Origin of the sequence: Staphylococcus sp. MZ3, from assembly GCF_018622755.1 — a bacterium.
Taxonomy (GTDB): domain Bacteria; phylum Bacillota; class Bacilli; order Staphylococcales; family Staphylococcaceae; genus Staphylococcus; species Staphylococcus aureus.
In genome coordinates, this window is sequence record NZ_CP076026.1 from 118,260 (window position 1) to 143,214 (window position 24,955).

A 24,955-nucleotide genomic window follows, 5' to 3' on the forward strand; every position below is an offset into this window, starting at 1 on the left:
TTGAATCATATTCATGAACATTTAAAATTGGTACCAGTAGATAAGATTGATCTTCACGAAACATTCGAACCTTTAAGATTGGAAAAGACGAAAAGTAGTATTGAAGCAGATGATTTTATACGTCATCCTATTTTAGTGACAGCGATGCAACATGGTAGATATATGGTTATAGATGGTGTGCATCGGTATACAAGTTTGAAAGCGTTAGGATGTAAGAAAGTTCCAGTGCAAGAAATCCATGAAACACAATATTCAATTAGTACGTGGCAACATAAAGTTCCATTTGGTGTGTGGTGGGAAACGTTACAACAAGAACATCGCTTGCCATGGACTACTGAGACAAGACAAGAAGCGCCATTTATTACGATGTGTCATGGTGATACAGAACAATATTTGTATACGAAAGATTTAGGCGAAGCACATTTTCAAGTATGGGAAAAGGTTGTCGCAAGTTATAGTGGTTGTTGTTCTGTAGAGAGAATTGCACAAGGTACATATCCTTGTCTTTCTCAACAAGATGTACTCATGAAGTATCAGCCATTGAGTTATAAGGAAATTGAAGCGGTTGTTCATAAAGGGGAAACTGTGCCAGCAGGTGTGACACGCTTTAATATTTCAGGACGATGTCTTAATCTTCAAGTACCACTGGCATTACTTAAACAAGATGATGATGTTGAACAACTGCGCAATTGGAAGCAGTTTTTAGCAGATAAGTTTGCCAATATGAGATGCTATACTGAAAAAGTATACTTGGTGGAGCAATAGTTTTACTGTGATGTTGAGGGAAATATGATGATTTAGCGTATTGATAGCGAAAATATAATAAAACAATATAGTGTGGAGAACTTTTGATATTTTATAAATATTGAAGTTCTCCATTTTTGTATTTTGCATATAAAAATTAAATAAAATAAGGTATATTAAGGTAAAGTATAAATATTAAATAAATGGGGAATAGACATGGAAAAAAATGTAGAAAAATCATTCATAAAGATAGGTTTATATTTTCAAATAGCTTATATAGTACTCATGGCTATAACTTTATGTGGGTTTGTAATTTGCTATGGACTAATTTTCGGCCTTTTCTATTTATTATCAGGTAGCAGAGCTGATTATTTAATAGTAACAATAGTTATATCGGCAATAATTTCTATATTTGTAATTATACTTTCAATCGTACCTGTCATCGTATTGGCATCTGACTTATTTAAAGAAAGGATTTCAAAAGGTGTCATATTAATTGTATTGGCTATTATTGCTTTAGTATTATGCAACTTTGTATCTGCAATACTCTGGTTTGTTTCAGCCATATCTATTTTAGGTAGAAAAAAATTAGTAGCTGCAGCAGATACTACCACTATTCAAAAAAGTAAAGGGAACGCAAATCAAGCATCACATAAAGACACGTGTAAAAAGGAACTTGATAGTCAAGACATGATGGAACATCCTGAGGTTAAAAATCCCACGACTAAAAACCTTGAAGGATTTAACGAAGAAATACATAAAGATGAAGCTACAACTAAAGTTGTCAGTGATAACACGGAACCGCCGATTGAATCAAAAGACCATGTCTCGAAAAAAGATTGATGACAAACTAATCGAGAGACTTAAAAAAATAATATTCAACATAAGAACTTTTAAAACGACATTTAAACGCATTGCCAATCACTAATGGTAGTGCGTTTAACTATACCTTAAATATCTGAATATTTTGTTAAATGGAGCTACCTTTGTTGTACTATTCAAATGAAGAGGAGTAAAATGTAATTAAAGGAAAGTAATTTGAGGAGTGATCTTTATGACAAACAACAAAGTAGCGTTAGTAACTGGCGGAGCACAAGGGATTGGTTTTAAAATTGCAGAACGTTTAGTGGAAGATGGTTTCAAAGTAGCAGTTGTTGATTTCAATGAAGAAGGGGCAAAAGCAGCTGCACTTAAATTATCAAGTGATGGTACAAAAGCTATTGCTATCAAAGCAGATGTATCAAACCGTGATGATGTATTTAACGCAGTAAGACAAACTGCCGCGCAATTTGGCGATTTCCATGTCATGGTTAACAATGCCGGCCTTGGACCAACAACACCAATCGATACAATTACTGAAGAACAGTTTAAAACAGTATATGGCGTGAACGTTGCAGGTGTGCTATGGGGTATTCAAGCCGCACATGAACAATTTAAAAAATTCAATCATGGCGGTAAAATTATCAATGCAACATCTCAAGCAGGCGTTGAGGGTAACCCAGGCTTGTCTTTATATTGCAGTACAAAATTCGCAGTGCGAGGTTTAACACAAGTAGCCGCACAAGATTTAGCGTCTGAAGGTATTACTGTGAATGCATTCGCACCTGGTATCGTTCAAACACCAATGATGGAAAGTATCGCAGTGGCAACAGCCGAAGAGGCAGGTAAACCTGAAGCATGGGGCTGGGAACAATTTACAAGTCAGATTGCTTTGGGCAGAGTTTCTCAACCAGAAGATGTTTCAAATGTAGTGAGCTTCTTAGCTGGTAAAGACTCTGATTACATTACTGGACAAACGATTATTGTAGATGGTGGTATGAGATTCCGTTAATAATCATCCACTAATGATAAATAAATCCTTATTGTTAAGTTTAATCACTTAGCAGTAAGGATTTTTTAGTGCACTTAGAAGGGAGTGTATTGGTAGAAAATTAATAAGCGAAGTTCTTAAGTGAGTTATGATGTCACAGTCTAATGCATCAGTTGAAAGCATTATTAGTATTAACACACCCAAGATATTATAAAACAACACAAAAACGTCACTATCTAATTTATCTCAATAAAAATTCACAAAGTTATCTCATTTTATTTTTATAAATAAAAAATATCGATAAAAAGCTTACAATACTTTATGTTTTTATGATATATTTTTAATGTATAAATGAGGTGGAAGATTTGGAAAGAGTTTTGATAACTGGTGGGGCTGGTTTTATTGGGTCGCATTTAGTAGATGATTTACAACAAGATTATGATGTTTATGTTCTAGATAACTATAGAACAGGTAAACGAGAAAATATTAAAAGTTTGGCTGACGATCATGTGTTTGAATTAGATATTCGTGAATATGATGCAGTTGAACAAATCATGAAGACATATCAATTTGATTATGTTATTCATTTAGCAGCATTAGTTAGTGTTGCTGAGTCGGTTGAGAAACCTATCTTATCTCAAGAAATAAACGTCGTAGCAACATTAAGATTGTTAGAAATCATTAAAAAATATAATAATCATATAAAACGTTTTATCTTTGCTTCGTCAGCAGCTGTTTATGGTGATCTTCCTGATTTGCCTAAAAGTGATCAATCATTAATCTTACCATTATCACCATATGCAATAGATAAATATTACGGCGAACGGACGACATTAAATTATTGTTCGTTATATAACATACCAACAGCGGTTGTTAAATTTTTTAATGTATTTGGGCCAAGACAGGATCCTAAGTCACAATATTCAGGTGTGATTTCAAAGATGTTCGATTCATTTGAGCATAACAAGCCATTTACATTTTTTGGTGACGGACTGCAAACTAGAGATTTTGTATATGTATATGATGTTGTTCAATCTGTACGCTTAATTATGGAACACAAAGATGCAATTGGACACGGTTATAACATTGGTACAGGCACTTTTACTAATTTATTAGAGGTTTATCGTATTATTGGTGAATTATATGGAAAATCAGTCGAGCATGAATTTAAAGAAGCACGAAAAGGAGATATTAAGCATTCTTATGCAGATATTTCTAACTTAAAGGCATTAGGATTTGTTCCTAAATATACAGTAGAAACAGGTTTAAAGGATTACTTTAATTTTGAGGTAGATAATATTGAAGAAGTTACAGCTAAAGAAGTGGAAATGTCGTGAAAATGACATTGAAGCTGTCCATAATAATAAGGGTTATGCCTATCAAAGAAAATTAGATGCACTCGAAGAAGTGAGAAAAGGCTATTACCCAATTAAACGTGCGATTGACTTAGTATTAAGTATCGTTTTATTATTTTTAACATTTCCGATTATGTTCATATTCGCCATTGCTATCGTCATAGATTCGCCAGGAAACCCTATTTATAGTCAGGTTAGAGTTGGGAAGATGGGTAAATTAATTAAAATATACAAATTACGTTCGATGTGTAAAAACGCAGAGAAAAATGGTGCGCAATGGGCTGATAAAGATGATGATCGTATAACAAATGTCGGGAAGTTTATTCGTAAAACACGCATTGATGAATTACCACAACTAATTAATGTTGTTAAAGGGGAAATGAGTTTTATTGGACCACGCCCGGAACGTCCGGAATTTGTAGAATTATTTAGTTCAGAAGTGATAGGTTTCGAGCAAAGATGTCTTGTTACACCAGGGTTAACAGGACTTGCGCAAATTCAAGGTGGATATGACTTAACACCGCAACAAAAACTGAAATATGACATGAAATATATACATAAAGGTAGTTTAATGATGGAACTATATATATCAATTAGAACATTGATGGTTGTTATTACAGGGGAAGGCTCAAGGTAGTCTTAATTTACTTAACTAAGTTCAAATAAAAGTTACATTTTAAAGATTGTGACCAATTGTTACAGTATAACGAGGAATCCCTTGAGACAGTATCAAATGGCATTAAGAAATATGTGCCATCATTGATTTGCATGGCTATAAATACTATTCATCTGATGAGATAGCCATGTTAAGAAATTGAAAGTATAGCATTAAAGGGGTTTGTAACAGTTGAAAATTATATATTGTATTACTAAAGCAGACAATGGTGGTGCACAAACACATCTCATTCAACTCGCCAACCATTTTTGCGTACACCATGATGTTTATGTCATTGTAGGCAATCATGGACCAATGATTGAACAACTAGATGCAAGAGTTAATGTAATTATTCTCGAACATTTAGTAGGTCCAATTGACTTTAAACAAGATATTTTAGCTGTCAAAGTGTTAGCACAGTTATTCTCGAAAATTAAGCCTGATGTTATCCATTTACATTCTTCTAAAGCTGGAACGGTCGGACGAATTGCGAAGTTCATTTCGAAATCGAAAGACACACGTGTAGTTTTTACTGCGCATGGATGGGCTTTTACAGAGGGTGTTAAACCAGCTAAAAAATTTCTATATCTAGTTATCGAAAAATTAATGTCACGTATTACAGATAGCATTATTTGTGTTTCAGATTTCGATAAACAGTTAGCGTTAAAATATCGATTTAATCGATTGAAATTAACCACAATACATAATGGTATTGCAGATGTTCCCGCTGTTAAGCAAACGCTAAAAAGCCAATCACATAACAATATTGGCGAAGTAGTTGGAATGTTGCCTAATAAACAAGATTTACAGATTAATGCCCCGACAAAGCATCAATTTGTTATGATTGCAAGATTTGCTTATCCAAAATTGCCACAAAATCTAATCGCGGCAATAGAGATATTGAAATTACATAACAGTAATCATGCGCATTTTACATTTATAGGCGATGGACCTACATTAAATGATTGTCAGCAACAAGTTGTACAAGCTGGGTTAGAAAATGATGTCACATTTTTGGGCAATGTCATTAATGCGAGTCATTTATTATCACAATACGATACGTTTATTTTAATAAGTAAGCATGAAGGTTTGCCAATTAGCATTATAGAAGCTATGGCTACAGGTTTGCCTGTTATAGCCAGTCATGTTGGCGGTATTTCAGAATTAGTAGCTGATAATGGTATATGTATGATGAACAACCAACCCGAAACTATTGCTAAAGTCCTGGAAAAATATTTAATAGACAGTGATTACATCAAAATGAGTAATCAATCTAGAAAACGTTATTTAGAATGTTTTACTGAGGAGAAAATGATTAAAGAAGTGGAAGACGTTTATAATGGAAAATCAACACAATAGTAAATTACTAACATTGTTACTTATCGGTTTAGCGGTTTTTATTCAGCAATCTTCGGTTATTGCCGGTGTGAATGTTTCTATAGCTGACTTTATCACATTACTAATATTAGTTTATTTACTGTTTTTCGCTAACCATTTATTAAAGGCAAATCATTTTTTACAGTTTTTCATTATTTTGTATACATATCGTATGATTATTACGCTTTGTTTGCTATTTTTTGATGATTTGATATTTATTACGGTTAAGGAAGTTCTTGCATCTACAGTTAAATATGCATTTGTAGTCATTTATTTCTATTTAGGGATGATCATCTTTAAGTTAGGTAATAGCAAAAAAGTGATCGTTACCTCTTATATTATAAGCAGTGTGACTATAGGTCTATTTTGTATTATAGCTGGTTTGAACAAGTCCCCTTTACTAATGAAATTGTTATATTTTGATGAAATACGTTCAAAAGGATTAATGAATGACCCTAACTATTTCGCGATGACACAGATTATTACATTGGTACTTGCTTACAAGTATATTCATAATTACATATTCAAGGTCCTTGCATGTGGTATTTTGCTATGGTCTTTAAATACAACGGGGTCTAAGACTGCGTTTATCATATTAATCGTCTTAGCCATTTATTTCTTTATTAAAAAGTTATTTAGTAGAAATGCGGTAAGTGTTGTGAGTATGTTAGTGATTATGCTGATATTACTTTGTTTTACCTTTTATAATATCAACTACTATTTATTCCAATTAAGCGACCTTGATGCCTTACCGTCATTAGATCGAATGGCGTCTATTTTTGAAGAGGGCTTTGCATCATTAAATGATAGTGGGTCTGAGCGAAGTGTTGTATGGATAAATGCCATTTCAGTAATTAAATATACACTAGGTTTTGGTGTCGGATTAGTGGATTATGTACATATTGGCTCGCAAATTAATGGTATTTTACTTGTTGCCCATAATACATATTTGCAGATTTTTGCGGAATGGGGCATTTTATTCGGTGCATTATTTATCATATTTATGCTTTATTTACTGTTTGAATTATTTAGATTTAACATTTCTGGGAAAAATGTAACAGCAATTGTTGTAATGTTGACGATGCTGATTTACTTTTTAACAGTATCATTTAATAACTCAAGATATGTCGCTTTTATTTTAGGAATTATCGTCTTTATTGTTCAATATGAAAAGATGGAAAGGGATCGTAATGAAGAGTGATTCACTAAAAGAAAATATTATTTATCAAGGGCTATACCAATTGATTAGAACGATGACACCACTGATTACAATACCCATTATTTCACGTGCATTTGGTCCCAGTGGTGTGGGTATTGTTTCATTTTCTTTCAATATCGTGCAATACTTTTTGATGATTGCAAGTGTTGGCGTTCAGTTATATTTTAATAGAGTTATCGCGAAGTCCGTTAACGACAAACGGCAATTGTCTCAGCAGTTTTGGGATATCTTTGTCAGTAAATTATTTTTAGCGTTAACAGTTTTTGCGATGTATATGGTCGTAATTACTATATTTATAGATGATTACTATCTTATTTTCCTACTACAAGGAATCTATATTATAGGTGCAGCACTCGATATTTCATGGTTTTATGCTGGAACTGAAAAGTTTAAAATTCCTAGCCTCAGTAATATTGTTGCGTCTGGTATTGTATTAAGTGTAGTTGTTATCTTTGTCAAAGATCAATCAGATTTATCATTGTATGTATTTACTATTGCTATTGTGACGGTATTAAACCAATTACCTTTGTTTATCTACTTAAAACGATACATTAGCTTTGTTTCGGTTAATTGGATACACGTCTGGCAATTGTTTCGTTCGTCATTAGCATACTTATTACCAAATGGACAGCTCAACTTATATACTAGTATTTCTTGCGTTGTTCTTGGTTTAGTAGGCACATACCAACAAGTTGGTATCTTTTCTAACGCATTTAATATTTTAACGGTCGCAATCATAATGATTAATACATTTGATCTTGTAATGATTCCGCGTATTACCAAAATGTCTATCCAGCAATCACATAGTTTAACTAAAACGTTAGCTAATAATATGAATATTCAATTGATATTAACAATACCTATGGTCTTTGGTTTAATTGCAATTATGCCATCATTTTATTTATGGTTCTTTGGTGAGGAATTCGCATCAACTGTCCCATTGATGACCATTTTAGCGATACTTGTATTAATCATTCCTTTAAATATGTTGATAAGCAGGCAATATTTATTAATAGTGAATAAAATAAGATTATATAATGCGTCAATTACTATTGGTGCGGTGATAAACCTAGTATTATGTATTATTTTGATATATTTTTATGGAATTTACGGTGCTGCTATTGCGCGTTTAATTACAGAGTTTTTCTTGCTCATTTGGCGATTTATTGATATTACTAAAATCAATGTGAAGTTGAATATTGTAAGTACGATTCAATGTGTCATTGCTGCCGTTATGATGTTTATTGTGCTTGGTGTGGTCAATCATTATTTGCCCCCTACAATGTACGCTACGCTGCTATTAATTGCGATTGGTATAGTAGTTTATCTTTTATTAATGATGACTATGAAAAATCAATACGTATGGCAAATATTGAGGCATCTTCGACATAAAACAATTTAAGTATCGGTAACGCTATACTTTAGAAATTTAAGATTAAGAAGAAAAGGCAATTTCTTATTGAAAAATGGAAGTTGTCTTTTTTAATTCTCTTTAAAAGCGGGAAACAAAAGCAGTTAAATGCCTTTTTGCATTCAATATTAAATATTATATCAATTTCGAATATTTAAATTTTATATAATTGGATATAACAAATAAATAATAATTATTGCAAAACACACCCGAAATTAATTATTATAAAAGTATATTCATAAAAGGAGGAATATACTTATGGCATTTAAATTACCAAATTTACCATATGCATATGATGCATTGGAACCATATATAGATCAAAGAACAATGGAGTTTCATCACGACAAACATCACAATACGTACGTGACGAAATTAAACGCAACAGTTGAAGGAACAGAGTTAGAGCATCAATCATTAGCGGATATGATTGCTAACTTAGACAAGGTACCGGAAGCGATGAGGATGTCAGTCCGTAATAATGGCGGTGGTCATTTTAACCATTCATTATTCTGGGAAATACTATCACCTAATTCTGAAGAAAAAGGTGGTGTAATAGATGACATCAAAGCGCAGTGGGGCACTTTAGATGAATTTAAAAATGAATTTGCAAATAAAGCAACAACATTATTTGGATCAGGTTGGACTTGGTTAGTTGTTAATGATGGCAAATTAGAAATTGTGACAACGCCAAACCAAGATAATCCATTAACAGAAGGCAAAACACCAATCTTACTATTTGATGTTTGGGAGCATGCCTACTATCTGAAATATCAAAATAAACGTCCAGACTATATGACTGCATTTTGGAATATTGTTAACTGGAAAAAAGTTGATGAATTATACCAAGCAGCAAAATAATATAACTTAATATAATTGAGGTGGAGCATCTACAAGGTGTTCCACTTTTTTGTACTTAATATCTTTACTTATTTGTTTTTGTGTAATGGGATAGCACGTAAAAGTGGCAAAATAATAAGATAAATTTCAACTCGAAATACCTTATTATTGTTGACTATAATGATGACCTAAATGTTATACACATCAGACAATACTATTAATTAATCAACATATTGACATTAAATAAATTGACAAAATAAGTAATTATTGTGAATCTAAAGTGAAATTTTTATAAAAAAATGTAATGATTCAAAAATTTTGTTGCATTTCTTTTGTAATCGTATGATAATGCAAATGTAATCAAATTGTAATATAAGGGGACAAGACAATGAAAAAATTAGCAACAGTAGGTTCTTTAATTGTAACAAGCACTTTAGTATTCTCAAGTATGCCTTTTCAAAATGCGCATGCCGACACAACTTCAATGAATGTGTCGAATAAACAAAGCCAAAATGTACAAAATCATCGTCCTTATGGCGGAGTAGTACCACAAGGAATGACGCAAGCACAATATACTGAATTAGAGAAAGCTTTATCCCAATTAAGCGCTGGCAGTAATATGCAAGACTATAATATGAAATTGTATGATGCGACGCAAAATATTGCTGATAAATACAATGTGATAATTACAATGTGATAATTACAACTAATGTAGGGGTATTTAAACCACATGCTGTTAGAGATATGAATGGCCATGCGTTACCTTTAACAAAAGATGGCAATTTTTATCAAACGAATGTAGATGCAAATGGTATTAATCATGGTGGTAGTGAAATGGTGCAAAATAAAACAGGTCATATGAGTCAACAAGGCCATATGAATCAGAACACACACATGAACCAACAGCCACACATGCAACAAGGTCATATGCAATCATCAAACCATCAAATGATGAGTCCAAAAGCAAATATGCATTCATCAAATCATCAAATGAACCAAAGTAACAAAAAAGTTTTACCAGCTGCTGGTGAAAGTATGACATCAAGTATTCTTACTGCAAGTATTGCCGCACTACTATTAGTATCTGGGTTATTCTTAGCATTTAGACGACGTTCAACAAATAAATAAACATAATACGATTAATAATAGAAAAATCGTGTGATTATCTGAGCGAGCCTAGGACATAAATCAATGTCCTAGGCTCGCTAATGTTATATTGGCAGTAGTTGACTGAATGAAATTGCGCTTGTAACAAGCTTTTCCATTTCTTACCAACTCCCTAAATAGTCATCAAAAAATTTCTTATATTTTAATAATTTTAATAATCCGATTGTCTTATACGTGTCAGTGTTAATTCAGATATTTCCTGTGGAATATACCACTTATTAATCATAATTGGATAAGGTGTTTGTGCGTACAATGTTTCAATAATCAGCCAACAATGTGTATCACCATCAAACACGTGACTATGATTTTTGAAGTGGGGCGCTTTGGTAATAGACATTTTTAAATCTGATTGATATGCATTGCTATAAATCGTTTGCTCAACGAATGTCTTCATGTCGTCTTCGTTTTGTGTATTCACTTTAAATGTGTCAATGACATTTAACGGTATAAAGGTAAAGCAAAATGCATCAGCTTGCTTAGAATGATTGTCCTTTTTTTGATAATAGCGTTCCATTGCAATGACGGCAGAAGGATGGTTTGCAAACAAATGATTTGTATATTCACTTTCTAAATCAACACGATAATTAATTGATGACATAGATACGCGAGCTAGCAATATTTGATCAAGTGGATGCTTAAATTGATCCATACTTGAAGCGTGTTGGGCATTTGTTTGTGGAATAACAAAGTGTCCCTTCCCTCTTGTACTCTCTACGATGCCATCTTCGGCTAACAATTTTATAGCTTGGCGCAAAGTCATACGACTGACATCAAAGCGCGCACAAAGTTCCTTTTCAGTAGGTAATGCATGGCCACTCGGATATTTTCCTATTTGAATTTCTTTATATAACGTATTATAAATCGTTAAAAATTTTGGTTGTGTTTGCGTCACGTAGACAACCTCCATAAAGTTACTTAATCACTCTCATCATACAATAATTTTTACTCGAATTGGAAAAATTATAAAAATTAAATATAGATAGGCTTTGAAAATTAGTTTTATACAAGGTTAGTAGCTGTAACTGTAAAATGTTCTTAATATTGTCAAAATGTAATGCTTGAAAGCGCTTTTAAAAAATATTATTATATACATGGTTAGACAAATAGACAAATCACTATACAAATATTGGGAGGAATATTTTATGAAATCAACACCACACATTAAACCAATGAATGACGTCGAAATTGCAGAAACGGTTCTATTGCCAGGAGATCCGTTAAGAGCTAAGTTCATTGCAGAAACTTATTTGGATGATGTGGAACAGTTCAATACAGTGCGAAACATGTTTGGTTTTACCGGAACATATAAAGGTAAAAAAGTTTCTGTCATGGGTTCAGGTATGGGTATGCCATCTATTGGCATTTACTCTTATGAATTAATTCATACATTTGGTTGTAAAAAATTAATTCGCGTTGGCTCTTGTGGCGCGATGCAAGAAAACATTGATTTATATGATGTGATTATTGCACAAGGTGCCTCTACTGATTCAAATTACGTTCAACAATATCAATTACCAGGTCATTTTGCGCCAATTGCTTCTTATCAATTATTAGAAAAAGCAGTTGAAACAGCACGTGACAAAGGTGTACGTCATCATGTAGGTAATGTGTTATCAAGTGATATTTTCTATAACGCGGATACAACAGCGAGTGAACGTTGGATGCGTATGGGTATTTTAGGTGTAGAAATGGAATCAGCTGCATTATACATGAATGCAATTTACGCTGGTGTCGAAGCATTAGGTGTGTTCACAGTGAGCGATCATTTAATTCATGAAACGTCAACAACACCTGAGGAAAGGGAACGTGCATTTACAGATATGATTGAAATTGCACTGTCATTGGTGTAGATGATTATGAATGTTGAATATTCTAAAATAAAGAAAGCAGTACCTATTTTATTATTCTTATTTGTATTCAGTTTGGTTATAGACAACTCATTTAAATTGATTTCTGTAGCCATTGCTGATGACTTAAACATATCTGTAACGACAGTAAGTTGGCAAGCGACATTAGCCGGTTTAGTAATTGGTATTGGCGCTGTAGTATACGCTTCATTATCTGATGCCATTAGTATACGCACACTATTTATTTATGGCGTGATATTAATCATTATCGGATCAATTATTGGTTACATTTTCCAACATCAATTCCCATTACTTTTAGTTGGACGTATTATTCAAACTGCCGGTTTAGCTGCTGCAGAGACATTATATGTGATATATGTTGCAAAGTATCTTTCTAAAGAGGACCAGAAGACTTACCTTGGCTTAAGTACGAGCAGTTATTCCTTGTCATTAGTTATCGGTACATTATCAGGTGGATTTATTTCTACGTATTTACACTGGACAAATATGTTTTTAATTGCATTAATCGTAGTATTTACGTTGCCATTCCTATTTAAATTATTACCAAAAGAAAATAATACGAATAAAGCTCATTTAGATTTTGTTGGCTTAATTCTAGTGGCAACTATTGCTACAACAGTCATGCTGTTTATTACGAACTTTAATTGGTTATATATGATTGGTGCCTTAATTGCGATTATCGTTTTTGCGCTATATATTAAAAATGCGCAACGTCCATTAGTAAATAAATCATTTTTCCAAAATAAACGTTATGCTTCATTTTTATTTATAGTATTTGTAATGTATGCTATCCAATTGGGTTATATTTTTACGTTCCCATTCATAATGGAGCAAATTTATCATCTGCAACTAGACACAACATCACTGTTATTAGTACCGGGTTATATAGTAGCAGTCATTGTTGGTGCACTAAGTGGTAAAATCGGCGAATATCTGAATTCAAAACAAGCGATTATCACAGCAATTATTTTAATAGCACTGAGCTTGATTTTACCTGCATTTGCAGTAGGTAATCACATTTCAATCTTCGTCATTTCTATGATATTCTTTGCAGGTAGCTTTGCTTTAATGTATGCACCTTTACTTAACGAAGCCATTAAAACAATAGATCTTAATATGACAGGTGTGGCTATTGGTTTTTATAATTTAATTATTAATGTGGCGGTATCTGTAGGTATTGCGATTGCTGCGGCTCTAATCGATTTTAAAGCATTAAATTTCCCAGGCAATGATGCATTAAGTTCACATTTCGGTATTATTTTAATTATTTTAGGTTTAATGAGTATTGTCGGATTAGTTTTATTCGTCAGCTTAAATCGTTGGACACAATCTGAAAAATAAATAGATATAAATTCGCGAGATATATTCGTATTTATAGTAAAATTAAATAAAGAGATTATATAACACGAGGAGTAGTAAGTATGAAATTTGAGAAATATATAGATCACACTTTATTGAAGCCTGAGTCAACACGTACGCAAATCGATCAAATCATCGATGAAGCGAAAGCATACAATTTTAAATCTGTATGTGTGAATCCAACACATGTTAAATATGCAGCAGAGCGACTAGCTGATTCAGAGGTGCTCGTTTGTACGGTAATAGGATTCCCATTAGGTGCGTCGACAACTGCAACGAAAGCATTTGAAACAGAAGATGCAATTCAAAATGGTGCAGATGAAATTGACATGGTCATCAACATCGGCGCATTAAAAGATGGACGTTTTGATGATGTACAACAAGACATTGAAGCAGTGGTTAAAGCTGCGAAAGGTCACACAGTAAAAGTGATTATTGAGACGGTATTGTTGGACCATGACGAAATTGTAAAAGCGAGTGAATTAACAAAAGCGGCTGGTGCGGACTTCGTTAAAACTTCAACAGGTTTTGCAGGTGGCGGTGCGACTGCAGAAGACGTTAAATTAATGAAAGATACAGTAGGTGCTGATGTAGAAGTAAAAGCATCAGGTGGCGTACGTAATTTAGAAGATTTCAATAAAATGGTTGAAGCAGGTGCGACACGTATTGGTGCGAGCGCAGGTGTTCAAATTATGCAAGGTTTAGAAGCAGATTCAGATTACTAATATATATAAATTTTGGGAGTGATAGCTATGACAAGACCATTTAATCGTGTACATTTAATCGTAATGGATTCAGTAGGTATTGGTGAAGCGCCAGACGCAGCTGATTTTAAAGATGAAGGTTCACATACTTTAAGACATACCTTAGAAGGTTTCGATCAAACTTTACCAAACCTTGAAAAGTTAGGTCTAGGGAACATCGATAAATTACCAGTAGTAAATGCAGTTGAACAACCAGAAGCATACTATACTAAATTGAGTGAAGCTTCAGTTGGTAAAGATACAATGACTGGTCACTGGGAAATTATGGGATTAAATATTATGCAACCTTTTAAAGTATACCCTAATGGATTCCCTGAAGAGTTAATTCAACAAATTGAAGAAATGACAGGTCGTAAAGTTGTTGCTAACAAACCGGCATCGGGTACGCAAATTATCGATGAGTGGGGCGAGCACCAAATGAAAACTGGTGACTTAATTGTTTATACAAGTGCAGACCCAGTATTGCAAATTGCTGCACATGAAGACATTATCCCATTAGAAGAGTTATATGATATTTGTGAAAAGGTTCGTGAGTTGACAAAAGACCCTAAATATTTAATTGGTCGTATTATCGCACGTCCATATGTTGGTGAACCAGGAAACTTTACACGTACATCTAATCGACATGACTATGCGTTAAAACCTTTTGGTAAAACTGTCTTAGATCATTTGAAAGACGGTGGTTATGATGTTATTGCCATCGGTAAAATTAATGACATTTATGATGGTGAAGGTGTAACAGAAGCGGTTCGTACGAAGAGTAACATGGACGGTATGGATCAATTGATGAAAATTGTTAAGAAAGATTTCACAGGTATTAGCTTCTTAAACTTAGTAGACTTTGATGCATTATACGGTCATCGTCGTGATAAACCAGGTTATGCACAAGCAATTAAAGATTTCGATGATCGCTTGCCAGAACTGTTTAGCAACTTAAAAGAAGACGATTTAGTAATTATTACAGCAGACCATGGTAATGACCCGACAGCGCCAGGTACGGACCATACGAGAGAATATATCCCAGTAATTATGTACAGTCCGAAATTTAAAGGTGGTCATGCACTAGAAAGTGATACTACATTCAGTTCTATCGGTGCAACTATAGCAGATAATTTCAACGTAACATTACCAGAGTTCGGTAAAAGTTATTTAAAGGAATTGAAATAGAATAAATTTAGATATTATAAAAACAGCAGTGAAGTTAACTATAACAATAGTTTTCTTCACTGCTGTTTTTATTATAATAGAGAAACGTAAGACGGTAGGACCTCTTATTTAGGAGTATCCTGATTTAATGTTAAACAATACGTTTTCGGATTGAACCGGAAATTAAATCGACAATTGCGACCATTAGTACTAAACCGATTAATATAATACCTACACGGTCCCAAGAACGTGTTTGAATGGCAAATATGAGTGGTGTCCCGATACCACCAGCCCCAATTAGCCCCAGTATAGAAGCTGAACGTAAGTTTAGTTCAAAGCGATAAAGTATGAGTGATAGAAAGGCAGGCATAATTTGTGGTATGACTGCAAATACGAGTGTTTTAATTTTATTCGCACCACTGGCCTTTAATGATTCTACAGCACTGAAATCTAGACCTTCAATATCTTCAGCTAAAAGTTTCCCAAGCATACCTACGGAATGGATACCTAAAGCTAATACACCTGAAAATGAACCTGGGCCAACAGCTTTGATAAATATAAGTGCCATTACAATTTCTGGGAAGACACGTATAACACTTAAAATAAATTTGCTAACACCTGAAACCGGGCGTAACTTTACCATATTATTTGCACCTAGAAATGCTAATGGAATACAGATAATTGCGGCGATGAAAGTACCTACAACGGCTATCGCAAAGGTTTCAAGTAAACCACGTAATAAGTCTTCGCCATCTGGTATATAGATATAGCTGATGTCAGGATGGAATAATCCGCTGAATATGGATTTTAAGATTTCTAATGATTTACTTTTAAGTTCTAAACTTGGTACACCTGCAAATGCCCAGATGATAATAGCTAAGACAACAATTGCAATAAGCCATCTTTTAATCAATTTTCGTTTGTGTGCTTTTGTGTGAACATTATATTTTGCTATTTCCTGTGTCATGCGAGATGTGCCCTCACTTTCGTACTGATGTAATCAATGACGACGACAATAACTAAAGTAAATAAAATAATCGTTGCTGTTTTTGGATATTGAAATAAACCAAGTGTTTGATCATAAAACAATCCAATACCGCCAGCGCCGACTAATCCAAGCACAGCTGAAGCACGTATATTTACTTCAAATGCATATAATACGTATGACATAAATGACGATATGGCTTGTGGTACAACACCGAAAACAATCCATTTTATTTTATTAGCGCCAACAGCCGTCATTGCTTCCATTGGACCTGGATCTATCGTTTCCAATGATTCATATAATAATTTTCCAATAATACAGATAGTTAAAATAAACAGTGCTAATATCCCTGGAATTTGACCGATTCCAAATACAGCCACAAATATTGCTGCTAATAGCAAATCCGGTATAGTACGAACTATATTTAAAATAAAACGCGAGGGTATTGAAATCCACTTTTGATGAACGATATTGCTAGCACATAATAACGCAATTGGTATTGAAACGATGCTACCTAATACTGTACTTACGATAGCCATTCGAATAGTATCTAACATTGGCGTTGTAATTTGTTGTAAATACTCGAAATCAGGTGGAATCATTTGTTTGAATAGATCACCTATTTGAGGTATTCCTATCATTAAATCTCCAAAATTAAACCCCGTATAAATGAAGCTCCAAATGATAAGCACAATGATTAACATGAAGGTAAAACTCGTTTTTAAAGAAACCTTTTTCTTTAAAAGGGAGTCATACTTTGTAGGTGTTTCTAAAGGCATGTTAGTTCACTCCTAGCTTTTCATCTTCTTTAATTGTACGTCCATATATTTCACTAAATACGTCATCTGTTGCTTCAGATGCAGGACCATCATAGACAACCTCACCATCACGTAAACCAATGATGCGTGTGCCATATTCTTTTGCTAAGTCAACAAAATGTAAGTTAATTAAAATTGTGATGCCTAATTCTTGGTTGATTTTTCTTAAATCATCCATAACCTGTTTCGTAGTTAATGGGTCTAATGAAGCAACTGGCTCATCTGCAAGAATAATTTCAGATTCTTGGCATAGTGCACGTGCAATAGATATACGTTGTTGTTGACCTCCTGATAATTCATCAGAGCGTTGATTATATTTATCTAAGATGTTGACCCGTTCTAGTGCATCCATTGCTTTAATTTTGTCTTCTTTTGGGAATAAACCTAATACCATTTTCCAAGTAGGGTGATAACCTACACGTCCACTTAGTACATTTCGTAATACACTTGACCGTTTAACTAAATTAAAATGTTGGAAAATCATACCTATATTTCGGCGCATTTCTAATAGTGCTTTACCATGGGTTTTAGTGATTGATTTACCTTGGATGAAAATTTCACCTGACGTGATATCATGCAAACGATTTACAGATCTTAATAACGTGGATTTCCCAGCACCAGATAGTCCGACAATGACTGCAAATTCACCTTTTTCAATATTTAAGTTAATATTTTTCAAGCCTACATGACCGTTAGGATAGACTTTACTGACGTTTTTAAATTCGATTTGACTCATGTTTGACACCTTTCTTTAATAAAGAAAAGCCAAGGTAAACTGAAATATCATAGACATTGGGTTTCTGTGTACAAATGGTTTCAAATGTACAGCGACACCTTTCTATATCTGTTTCAGTTTAGCGCCTAGCTTTTCAATATTAATCTAGAATATATCTATTGAACGAAAGCTTTTAATACCAAATTCGCTAATGATTCATTTGTTAAATAATGATTATTTCATATCTTTAACTAATTTTTCGTACTCTCTTACAATGTCGAAATTTGAATCTTTCGTTTCTGTGTATCCTTCATGTGAATAAACTTCGCTAATAATTTTGTGACCTTCTTTTGATTTAGCAATGTCTATAAAAGCTTTTTTCAATTTTTCTTGGAAATCTTTATCCATATCTGGTCTTACAGAAATTGTGTCATTAGGAATAGCTTGTGTTAATTTTAAAATTCGTGTGTCTTTAAATACATTTGGTTGGTCTTTTTTCACAGTATTACGTGCATCGTTAAATACAGCCGCAGCATCTACATCTCCATTTAATAATGAGATAACTGCTTGGTCATGACCTTTAACATTCACAATTTTCATATCTTTAGTTGCATTAATACCTGCTTCGTTTTTTAACATCGCAAGTGGGAATGTATATCCAGCAGTTGATGTTACATCTTGTAAGGCAATTTTCTTACCTTTTAAATCTTTCAGGCTTTTAATTTTTGAGTCTTTTTTAACAAGAATTTCTGATTTATAACTATCTACAAGTTCTTTACTTGCTGAACCATCTTCTTTTACACCAAAACGTTGTGCTTGTAATAATAAATCAGCTGCTTTTTGATCATGTGCTAATGTGTATGCCGTTGGTGGTAAGAAACCAACATCAACTTTTTTAGACTTCATAGCTTCAACAATTGTATTGTAGTTAGTTGATACAGACACTTTAACTGGAATCCCTAATTCTTTAGATAGTAATTTTTCTAATGGTTTTGCTTTAGCCTCTAATGTTCCAGCATTTTGCGAAGGTACAAATTGTACTGTTAATTCTTTAGGTTTGTATCCTCCTGATTTAGAATCCGAATCATTACTAGCGTTCTTTTGATTATCTAAAGAACTTGAATTTCCACATGCTGCTGCAAAAACAATGACTGCTAACATTAATACAAATAAACACTTAAAATTTTTCATTTGATAACTGTCCCCTTCACATTCTTAATCGTGTAATATGTATGCAATGAAATTACACTTATAGCGTACCACATTTAAATACGAAAAAGTATTTTATAAAAATGAATTTTAATAACTTTCTTTAAGAGTTTGATAAGATTTTGTAAATTTTTCGTTAAATTGCTCATATGCAACGAATTTTTATCCTATAATTCAAGAACAAATTTATTTTAAAAGGAGCCTCACAAAATGAAAAAAATATATAAGTCATTAACTGTCTCTGCAATTGTTGCAACGGTATCATTAAGTGCTTTACCGCAATCTTTAGCTATAACGCATGAATCGCAACCTACAAAGCAACAGCGAACGGTATTATTCGATCGTTCTCATGGTCAAACAGCTGGTGCTGCAGATTGGGTTAGTGATGGTGCATTTTCAGATTATGCGGATTCAATACAAAAACAAGGTTATGACGTTAAAGCTATTGATGGTCATTCGAACATAACAGAAGCAAGTTTGAAAAGTTCCAAAATATTTGTAATTCCTGAGGCTAACATTCCTTTCAAAGAATCAGAACAGGCAGCAATTGTTAACTATGTGAAACAAGGTGGCAATGTTGTCTTTATTTCAGATCATTACAATGCTGACCGAAATTTAAATCGTATTGATTCATCGGAGGCAATGAATGGTTATCGACGTGGAGCATATGAAGATATGTCGAAAGGTATGAATGCAGAAGAAAAAAGTTCTACTGCAATGCAAGGTGTGAAAAGTTCAGATTGGTTATCTACAAACTTTGGCGTACGTTTTCGATATAATGCACTAGGTGATTTAAATACGAGCAATATTGTTTCTTCAAAAGAAAGTTTCGGTATTACTGAAGGTGTGAAATCTGTCTCTATGCATGCCGGATCGACATTAGCAATTACTAATCCAGAGAAAGCAAAAGGTATTGTGTATACACCAGAACAATTGCCAGCGAAAAGTAAATGGTCACATGCTGTAGATCAAGGTATTTATAATGGGGGCGGTAAAGCAGAAGGCCCCTATGTAGCAATTTCTAAAGTTGGAAAAGGTAAAGCAGCATTTATCGGTGATTCATCACTTGTGGAAGATAGTTCGCCCAAATATGTAAGAGAAGATAATGGAGAAAAGAAGAAAACATATGATGGTTTTAAAGAACAAGACAATGGTAAGCTATTAAATAATATAACGGCTTGGATGTCTAAAGATAATGATGGGAAATCACTTAAGGCGAGTGGCCTAACATTAGATACAAAGACTAAGTTGCTTGATTTTGAACGACCAGAGCGTTCAACTGAGCCTGAAAAAGAGCCATGGTCACAGCCGCCGAGTGGTTATAAATGGTATGATCCAACAACATTTAAAGCAGGTAGTTATGGCAGCGAAAAAGGCGCAGATCCTCAGCCAAACACACCAGATGATCATACGCCACCAAATCAGAACGAAAAAGTATCATTTGATATCCCGCAAAATGTTTCTGTAAATGAGCCATTTGAAGTGACAATACATTTAAAAGGATTTGAAGCAAATCAAACACTTGAAAATCTTAGAGTTGGTATTTACAAAGAAGGCGGACGTCAAATCGGACAATTTTCAAGTAAAGATAACGATTATAACCCGCCAGGTTACAGTACTTTGCCAACAGTTAAAGCAGATGAAAACGGAAATGCTACAATTAAGATCAATGCTAAAGTACTTGAAAGTATGGAAGGTTCAAAGATTCGTTTAAAACTCGGTGACAAAACCTTGATTACAACAGACTTCAAATAAATATATAATAGAAATAAGAAAGATGTTTGTGATTGAAGGAGTGAGTGAGGATGTCAAACATAGCATTTTATGTCGTGAGTGACGTACATGGTTATATTTTCCCAACAGATTTTACGAGTAGAAATCAATATCAGCCTATGGGATTGTTACTAGCGAATCATGTTATAGAACAAGACAGAAGGCAGTATGACCAAAGTTTTAAAATAGATAATGGTGATTTTTTGCAAGGGTCACCATTTTGTAATTACTTAATCGCGCATAGCGGCAGTAGTCAGCCTTTAGTTGATTTTTATAATCGAATGGCATTCGACTTTGGTACGCTTGGTAATCATGAATTTAATTATGGATTACCATACTTAAAAGACACTTTACGCAGACTCAATTATCCAGTTTTGTGCGCTAATATTTATGAAAATGATAGTACATTGACTGATAACGGTGTGCAGTATTTTCAGGTTGGAGATCAAACGGTTGGTGTGATAGGTTTAACGACACAATTTATTCCCCATTGGGAACAACCAGAGCATATTCAGTCACTTACGTTTCATAGTGCTTTTGAAACACTTCAACAACACTTACCTGAAATGAAGCGACATGCAGATATCATTGTGGTTTGTTACCATGGTGGATTTGAAAAGGATTTAGAAAGTGGTACGCCGACCGAAGTGTTAACGGGTGAAAATGAAGGATATGCCATGTTAGAAGCGTTTTCTAAAGATATAGATATCTTTATTACGGGTCACCAACATCGACAAATTGCTGAAAGGTTTAAGCAAACGGCTGTGATTCAACCTGGTACGAGAGGTACAACTGTAGGCAAAGTTGTCTTGAGTACTGATGAATATGAAAATGTATCCGTTGAATCATGTGAATTACTTCCTGTTATAGATGATTCCACATTTACTATTGATGAAGATGACCAACATATACGAAAGCAGTTAGAGGACTGGTTAGATTACGAAATTACTACATTGCCATATGATATGACGATTAATCATGCATTTGAGGCACGTGTAGCTCCGCATCCTTTTACTAATTTTATGAAGTACGCTTTTTTAGAAAAAAGTGGTGCAGATGTTGCATGTACAGCTTTGTTTGATTCTGCTAGTGGTTTCAAGCAAGTCGTGACGATGCGAGATGTTATTAACAATTACCCATTTCCAAATACATTTAAAGTTTTAGCTGTAAGTGGTGCCAAACTTAAAGAAGCCATTGAACGATCAGCAGAATATTTTGACGTGAAAAATGATAAAGTAAGTGTAAGCGCAGACTTCCTTGAACCCAAACCACAACACTTTAATTATGATATATATGGTGGCGTAAGTTATACCATTAATGTTGGCAGACCAAAGGGACAACGTGTGAGTAATATGATGATTCAAGGTCACGCAGTTGATTTAAAGCAGACATATACAATTTGTGTAAATAATTATCGTGCAGTTGGCGGTGGTCAGTATGATATGTATATCGACGCGCCAGTTGTAAAAGATATTCAAGTTGAAGGCGCACAATTACTTATTGATTTTTTATCAAATAATAATTTGATGCGCATCCCGCAAGTTGTTGATTTTAAAGTTGAAAAGTGACGGATATATGTAAAACTTACTTGATTTTAATCGGGTAAGTTTTTGTTTTTGTTTAAACTAATCACTCTTAAAAACCAATATACTTTAAGAAAAATGTTGATTTTACAAAAAATAAGGCTTGTATTTTATATAACTTAATATTAGGAAGTGATTAATTTGGAAACAATTAAACAAGAAGTAAGAGAATCTATTGTTAAAGGAATTATCGCGGGATATAAGGACTATGTTAATGAGAGAAATGAAGTCAAGAAACGTATGGTGATTAGTGATGCCTATGTGTACACCAAATCTAATCATATTGAAAATCAAGTTGCTAAGCATTTGGAAAATTTTGTTAAGTATATTAAAGAAAATGCTGGACCATCATGGAAGTATTTAAAGTTTATATTTAATAAAGATGAAGAGAAAAATAATATCATGTTTATATTGAAAAATGAAGATTACTTTGATGAAAAAAATGTAAGCGTAGGGAAGAGTTTAGTTGCTGATAAAAATCCAAAAAGTAAAAACTACCTAGAGGTACTTATGGCTAAGAATAGGGACATTAATTTTGGTACTGTTGGAGAAGATTTTGAAATTGGGCATCAAATGACTGCAGATAGTATATTATTTAATATAAAAGAAGGCAGTAATAGAGATATTAATTCTTATTTTTTAATTATTACATATCGTATTGATAAAGAATCAAAGCAATTAGCTGCAATCAAACAATGGTTACCAAATCCAGAAACAAATTCTGCAATTATGGTTGATGATTTGACAGAGTTAATAGAAAAAGTAATAGTAGAAAGAGAAGATTATCATATTGACGAAGAAGAGTTAGAAGTACTTAAAAACGATGGAGAGTTAGAACTCATAGATGTGGAACATGCATTTGGTATCAGTATCGATGAAGATAACGATATGATTGAAAGTGAAAGGTGAAGTTAATGTTTATTGGCAAGAATTTAGAATACGTGAGAAAGCTTAATGCTCTAAGTAGAAAAGAATTATCAGAAAAAATAAATGTGAGTGAACAAGCAATTTGGCAATATGAAACAAAAAATATGATGCCAGAAATTAGTAAAATTTATGATATGACATCTATTTTTAATGTTAAATCTAGCTACTTTATTAGCGAGCAGCCCGAAGAGCTCCTAATAAATTCTGTCGATAAACATAGTATAGCTTTTAGAGCAAAAAATTATAAAGTATCTACGAAACTATTAAATAAGCAATATTATCAAGCAATGTATTTATCTAATTTAACTAGCTACTTATTTTCTTTTGTAACGATACCGGATAATATTATTTTATCTTTAATAAATAATTTAGATGAATTGTTGAATGGCAATTTAGAATCACTAAATAAAAAAGAAAGCATAAAAGAAATTGCTAAAGTTGTGAGGGCTAAAATTCTTCAAGATGAAAGCAACGAAGCACTATTATTTATGCTTGAAAAAGCGGGTATAGTTATATACGAAAAGCGAATTAATGATAGCATAGACGCATATAGTTTTTGGAGTAAAGATCAGACACCTTTTATTATACTGGGTACAAATAAGGGGGTAGCAGTTAGAAGGAATTTTGATCTTGCACATGAGCTGGGACATCTCGTTCTACATCGTCATATTCAATTCGACTTATTATCTCCTGAAGAATATAAGACAATTGAACATGAGGCAGATATTTTCGCCTCTGAATTTTTACTACCTGAAGAAGCGTTTAAAAAAGACTTTGATCAAATGACCAAAAAATCAAATCCTGATTATTTAGCTGTATTGAAAGAAAAATGGTATGTTTCTATACAAGCAATTGCAATGAGAGCCTATTATCTAGGCCTAATGTCTAGTACTCAGTACAGATATTTTTGGGCATCATTAAATAAAAAAGGTTATAAAAGTAAAGAGCCTTTAGACGACGTGATTGAAATGTCACGCCCTGTCAAAATGAATAGTTTATTAAAGTTGTATTTTGATAGAAATATACTGACACCACAAAAATTATTGAATTATTTAAAAGTTGATGAAACATTTTTGAATCAACTAGCAGGTATTAATTTAAAACTCTTTAAGGATTATGTTAATGAAAAAAGAGAATATAATATAACGAATCTATATAAATAAGGTACCAATATTTAAACCTCGAGCTGAAAAGATCATCATTTCAGTTCGAGGTTTTTATTTGTAACATCTG

General features: G+C 33.3%; 23 protein-coding genes and 1 pseudogene. 19 read left to right on the plus strand and 5 right to left on the minus strand.

Annotated elements, in window-relative coordinates; genetic code table 11:
• The 11 genes and pseudogenes from sbnI to sasD all read left to right on the plus strand — a co-directional run bounded on the left by sbnI (position 1) and on the right by sasD (position 10,536).
• Entirely contained in the window at positions 1-765 is a 765-nt protein-coding gene (gene sbnI, locus KI230_RS00520) for a bifunctional transcriptional regulator/O-phospho-L-serine synthase SbnI (protein WP_001015549.1), read from the plus strand.
• A 195-nt stretch (positions 766-960) separates the two neighbouring features.
• Positions 961-1,587, plus strand: coding sequence for a DMT family transporter (locus KI230_RS00525; RefSeq protein WP_000414628.1), 627 nt, complete (start codon positions 961-963; stop codon positions 1,585-1,587).
• Positions 1,588-1,798: 211 nt separating this feature from the next.
• Positions 1,799-2,575, plus strand: coding sequence for a (S)-acetoin forming diacetyl reductase (locus tag KI230_RS00530; protein WP_000183771.1), 777 nt, complete (start codon positions 1,799-1,801; stop codon positions 2,573-2,575).
• Between the two features lie 143 nt (positions 2,576-2,718).
• Positions 2,719-2,841, plus strand: coding sequence for a hypothetical protein (locus KI230_RS00535; protein ID WP_001805695.1), 123 nt, complete (start codon positions 2,719-2,721; stop codon positions 2,839-2,841).
• Between the two features lie 69 nt (positions 2,842-2,910).
• Positions 2,911-3,891, plus strand: coding sequence for an NAD-dependent epimerase/dehydratase family protein (locus tag KI230_RS00540; protein WP_001789408.1), 981 nt, complete (start codon positions 2,911-2,913; stop codon positions 3,889-3,891).
• Positions 3,854-4,546, plus strand: coding sequence for a sugar transferase (locus KI230_RS00545; protein WP_000736082.1), 693 nt, complete (start codon positions 3,854-3,856; stop codon positions 4,544-4,546). The genes KI230_RS00540 and KI230_RS00545 overlap by 38 nt, the downstream gene beginning before the upstream one ends.
• A gap of 210 nt (positions 4,547-4,756) precedes the next feature.
• Positions 4,757-5,923, plus strand: coding sequence for a glycosyltransferase family 4 protein (locus KI230_RS00550; RefSeq protein WP_000692509.1), 1,167 nt, complete (start codon positions 4,757-4,759; stop codon positions 5,921-5,923).
• Positions 5,904-7,142 carry an O-antigen ligase family protein gene (locus KI230_RS00555; RefSeq protein ID WP_045176833.1) on the plus strand — a complete coding sequence of 413 codons (1,239 nt, stop codon included), beginning with the start codon at positions 5,904-5,906 and terminating at the stop codon, positions 7,140-7,142. The genes KI230_RS00550 and KI230_RS00555 overlap by 20 nt, the downstream gene beginning before the upstream one ends.
• Positions 7,132-8,562 (plus strand): oligosaccharide flippase family protein, encoded by a 1,431-nt coding sequence (locus KI230_RS00560; RefSeq protein WP_000834084.1) that lies wholly within the window; start codon positions 7,132-7,134, stop codon positions 8,560-8,562. The genes KI230_RS00555 and KI230_RS00560 overlap by 11 nt, the downstream gene beginning before the upstream one ends.
• A gap of 267 nt (positions 8,563-8,829) precedes the next feature.
• On the plus strand, positions 8,830-9,429 hold the full coding sequence (locus KI230_RS00565) for a superoxide dismutase (RefSeq protein WP_000874681.1): 600 nt from the start codon (positions 8,830-8,832) through the stop codon (positions 9,427-9,429).
• Between the two features lie 367 nt (positions 9,430-9,796).
• A pseudogene (sasD, locus tag KI230_RS00570) lies at positions 9,797-10,536 on the plus strand (cell-wall-anchored protein SasD).
• A 190-nt stretch (positions 10,537-10,726) separates the two neighbouring features.
• Here the strand turns inward: sasD and KI230_RS00575 are convergent.
• Complete coding sequence (locus tag KI230_RS00575; protein WP_001789411.1) at positions 10,727-11,482, minus strand: GntR family transcriptional regulator; 756 nt, start codon at positions 11,480-11,482, stop codon at positions 10,727-10,729.
• Between the two features lie 235 nt (positions 11,483-11,717).
• Here KI230_RS00575 and deoD point away from each other — a divergent pair, with 235 nt between their 5' ends.
• From deoD to deoB, 4 genes are all read left to right on the plus strand, one after another.
• Positions 11,718-12,425 carry a purine-nucleoside phosphorylase gene (gene deoD, locus KI230_RS00580; RefSeq protein WP_000843292.1) on the plus strand — a complete coding sequence of 236 codons (708 nt, stop codon included), beginning with the start codon at positions 11,718-11,720 and terminating at the stop codon, positions 12,423-12,425.
• A gap of 6 nt (positions 12,426-12,431) precedes the next feature.
• Positions 12,432-13,784 (plus strand): tetracycline efflux MFS transporter Tet(38), encoded by a 1,353-nt coding sequence (gene tet(38) / locus KI230_RS00585; RefSeq protein WP_001100300.1) that lies wholly within the window; start codon positions 12,432-12,434, stop codon positions 13,782-13,784.
• Between the two features lie 80 nt (positions 13,785-13,864).
• Positions 13,865-14,527 carry a deoxyribose-phosphate aldolase gene (gene deoC / locus KI230_RS00590; protein ID WP_000667269.1) on the plus strand — a complete coding sequence of 221 codons (663 nt, stop codon included), beginning with the start codon at positions 13,865-13,867 and terminating at the stop codon, positions 14,525-14,527.
• Positions 14,528-14,554: 27 nt separating this feature from the next.
• On the plus strand, positions 14,555-15,733 hold the full coding sequence (gene deoB / locus KI230_RS00595) for a phosphopentomutase (RefSeq protein WP_000197806.1): 1,179 nt from the start codon (positions 14,555-14,557) through the stop codon (positions 15,731-15,733).
• Positions 15,734-15,863: 130 nt separating this feature from the next.
• Here the strand turns inward: deoB and phnE (KI230_RS00600) are convergent, their stop codons facing one another.
• The 4 genes from phnE (KI230_RS00600) to KI230_RS00615 form a co-directional block, all read right to left on the minus strand.
• Complete coding sequence (phnE, locus tag KI230_RS00600) at positions 15,864-16,679, minus strand: phosphonate ABC transporter, permease protein PhnE (protein ID WP_000191092.1); 816 nt, start codon at positions 16,677-16,679, stop codon at positions 15,864-15,866.
• Positions 16,676-17,476: a phosphonate ABC transporter, permease protein PhnE gene (gene phnE, locus KI230_RS00605; RefSeq protein ID WP_001127863.1), complete on the minus strand. Its 801-nt coding sequence runs from the start codon at positions 17,474-17,476 to the stop codon at positions 16,676-16,678. The genes phnE (KI230_RS00600) and phnE (KI230_RS00605) overlap by 4 nt, the downstream gene beginning before the upstream one ends.
• Before the next feature lies 1 nt (position 17,477).
• Entirely contained in the window at positions 17,478-18,251 is a 774-nt protein-coding gene (gene phnC, locus KI230_RS00610) for a phosphonate ABC transporter ATP-binding protein (protein WP_045176832.1), read from the minus strand.
• 213 nt (positions 18,252-18,464) lie between these two features.
• Positions 18,465-19,421: a phosphate/phosphite/phosphonate ABC transporter substrate-binding protein gene (locus tag KI230_RS00615; protein WP_000787672.1), complete on the minus strand. Its 957-nt coding sequence runs from the start codon at positions 19,419-19,421 to the stop codon at positions 18,465-18,467.
• A 228-nt stretch (positions 19,422-19,649) separates the two neighbouring features.
• Between KI230_RS00615 and KI230_RS00620 the strand changes: the two genes are divergently transcribed.
• The 4 genes from KI230_RS00620 (at position 19,650) to KI230_RS00635 (ending at position 24,885) form a co-directional block, all read left to right on the plus strand.
• Positions 19,650-21,194: a DNA-binding protein gene (locus KI230_RS00620; RefSeq protein ID WP_045176830.1), complete on the plus strand. Its 1,545-nt coding sequence runs from the start codon at positions 19,650-19,652 to the stop codon at positions 21,192-21,194.
• Positions 21,195-21,244: 50 nt separating this feature from the next.
• Positions 21,245-22,780 (plus strand): bifunctional metallophosphatase/5'-nucleotidase, encoded by a 1,536-nt coding sequence (locus KI230_RS00625; RefSeq protein ID WP_214958298.1) that lies wholly within the window; start codon positions 21,245-21,247, stop codon positions 22,778-22,780.
• A 156-nt stretch (positions 22,781-22,936) separates the two neighbouring features.
• Positions 22,937-23,704 carry a spr1630 family ClpXP-sensitive toxin gene (locus tag KI230_RS00630; protein WP_045176825.1) on the plus strand — a complete coding sequence of 256 codons (768 nt, stop codon included), beginning with the start codon at positions 22,937-22,939 and terminating at the stop codon, positions 23,702-23,704.
• Positions 23,705-23,709: 5 nt separating this feature from the next.
• On the plus strand, positions 23,710-24,885 hold the full coding sequence (locus KI230_RS00635; RefSeq protein WP_045176823.1) for a spr1629 family repressor/antitoxin: 1,176 nt from the start codon (positions 23,710-23,712) through the stop codon (positions 24,883-24,885).
• The last annotated feature ends 70 nt before the right edge of the window (positions 24,886-24,955 follow it).

Bases quoted from the DNA above. Each gene is read 5' to 3' on its own strand.
- KI230_RS00635 (WP_045176823.1), top strand. From the start codon at position 23,710: ATGTTTATTGGCAAGAATTTAGAATACGTGAGAAAGCTTAATGCTCTA.
- KI230_RS00525 (WP_000414628.1), top strand. From the start codon at position 961: ATGGAAAAAAATGTAGAAAAATCATTCATAAAGATAGGTTTATATTTT.
- deoC (WP_000667269.1), top strand. From the start codon at position 13,865: ATGAAATTTGAGAAATATATAGATCACACTTTATTGAAGCCTGAGTCA.
- KI230_RS00620 (WP_045176830.1), top strand. From the start codon at position 19,650: ATGAAAAAAATATATAAGTCATTAACTGTCTCTGCAATTGTTGCAACG.
- KI230_RS00575 (WP_001789411.1), bottom strand. From the start codon at position 11,482: ATGGAGGTTGTCTACGTGACGCAAACACAACCAAAATTTTTAACGATT.
- KI230_RS00565 (WP_000874681.1), top strand. From the start codon at position 8,830: ATGGCATTTAAATTACCAAATTTACCATATGCATATGATGCATTGGAA.
- phnC (WP_045176832.1), bottom strand. From the start codon at position 18,251: ATGAGTCAAATCGAATTTAAAAACGTCAGTAAAGTCTATCCTAACGGT.
- KI230_RS00625 (WP_214958298.1), top strand. From the start codon at position 21,245: ATGTCAAACATAGCATTTTATGTCGTGAGTGACGTACATGGTTATATT.
- phnE (WP_001127863.1), bottom strand. From the start codon at position 17,476: ATGCCTTTAGAAACACCTACAAAGTATGACTCCCTTTTAAAGAAAAAG.
- KI230_RS00535 (WP_001805695.1), top strand. From the start codon at position 2,719: ATGCATCAGTTGAAAGCATTATTAGTATTAACACACCCAAGATATTAT.
- deoB (WP_000197806.1), top strand. From the start codon at position 14,555: ATGACAAGACCATTTAATCGTGTACATTTAATCGTAATGGATTCAGTA.
- KI230_RS00560 (WP_000834084.1), top strand. From the start codon at position 7,132: ATGAAGAGTGATTCACTAAAAGAAAATATTATTTATCAAGGGCTATAC.
- KI230_RS00555 (WP_045176833.1), top strand. From the start codon at position 5,904: ATGGAAAATCAACACAATAGTAAATTACTAACATTGTTACTTATCGGT.
- deoD (WP_000843292.1), top strand. From the start codon at position 11,718: ATGAAATCAACACCACACATTAAACCAATGAATGACGTCGAAATTGCA.
- KI230_RS00530 (WP_000183771.1), top strand. From the start codon at position 1,799: ATGACAAACAACAAAGTAGCGTTAGTAACTGGCGGAGCACAAGGGATT.
- KI230_RS00615 (WP_000787672.1), bottom strand. From the start codon at position 19,421: ATGAAAAATTTTAAGTGTTTATTTGTATTAATGTTAGCAGTCATTGTT.
- phnE (WP_000191092.1), bottom strand. From the start codon at position 16,679: ATGACACAGGAAATAGCAAAATATAATGTTCACACAAAAGCACACAAA.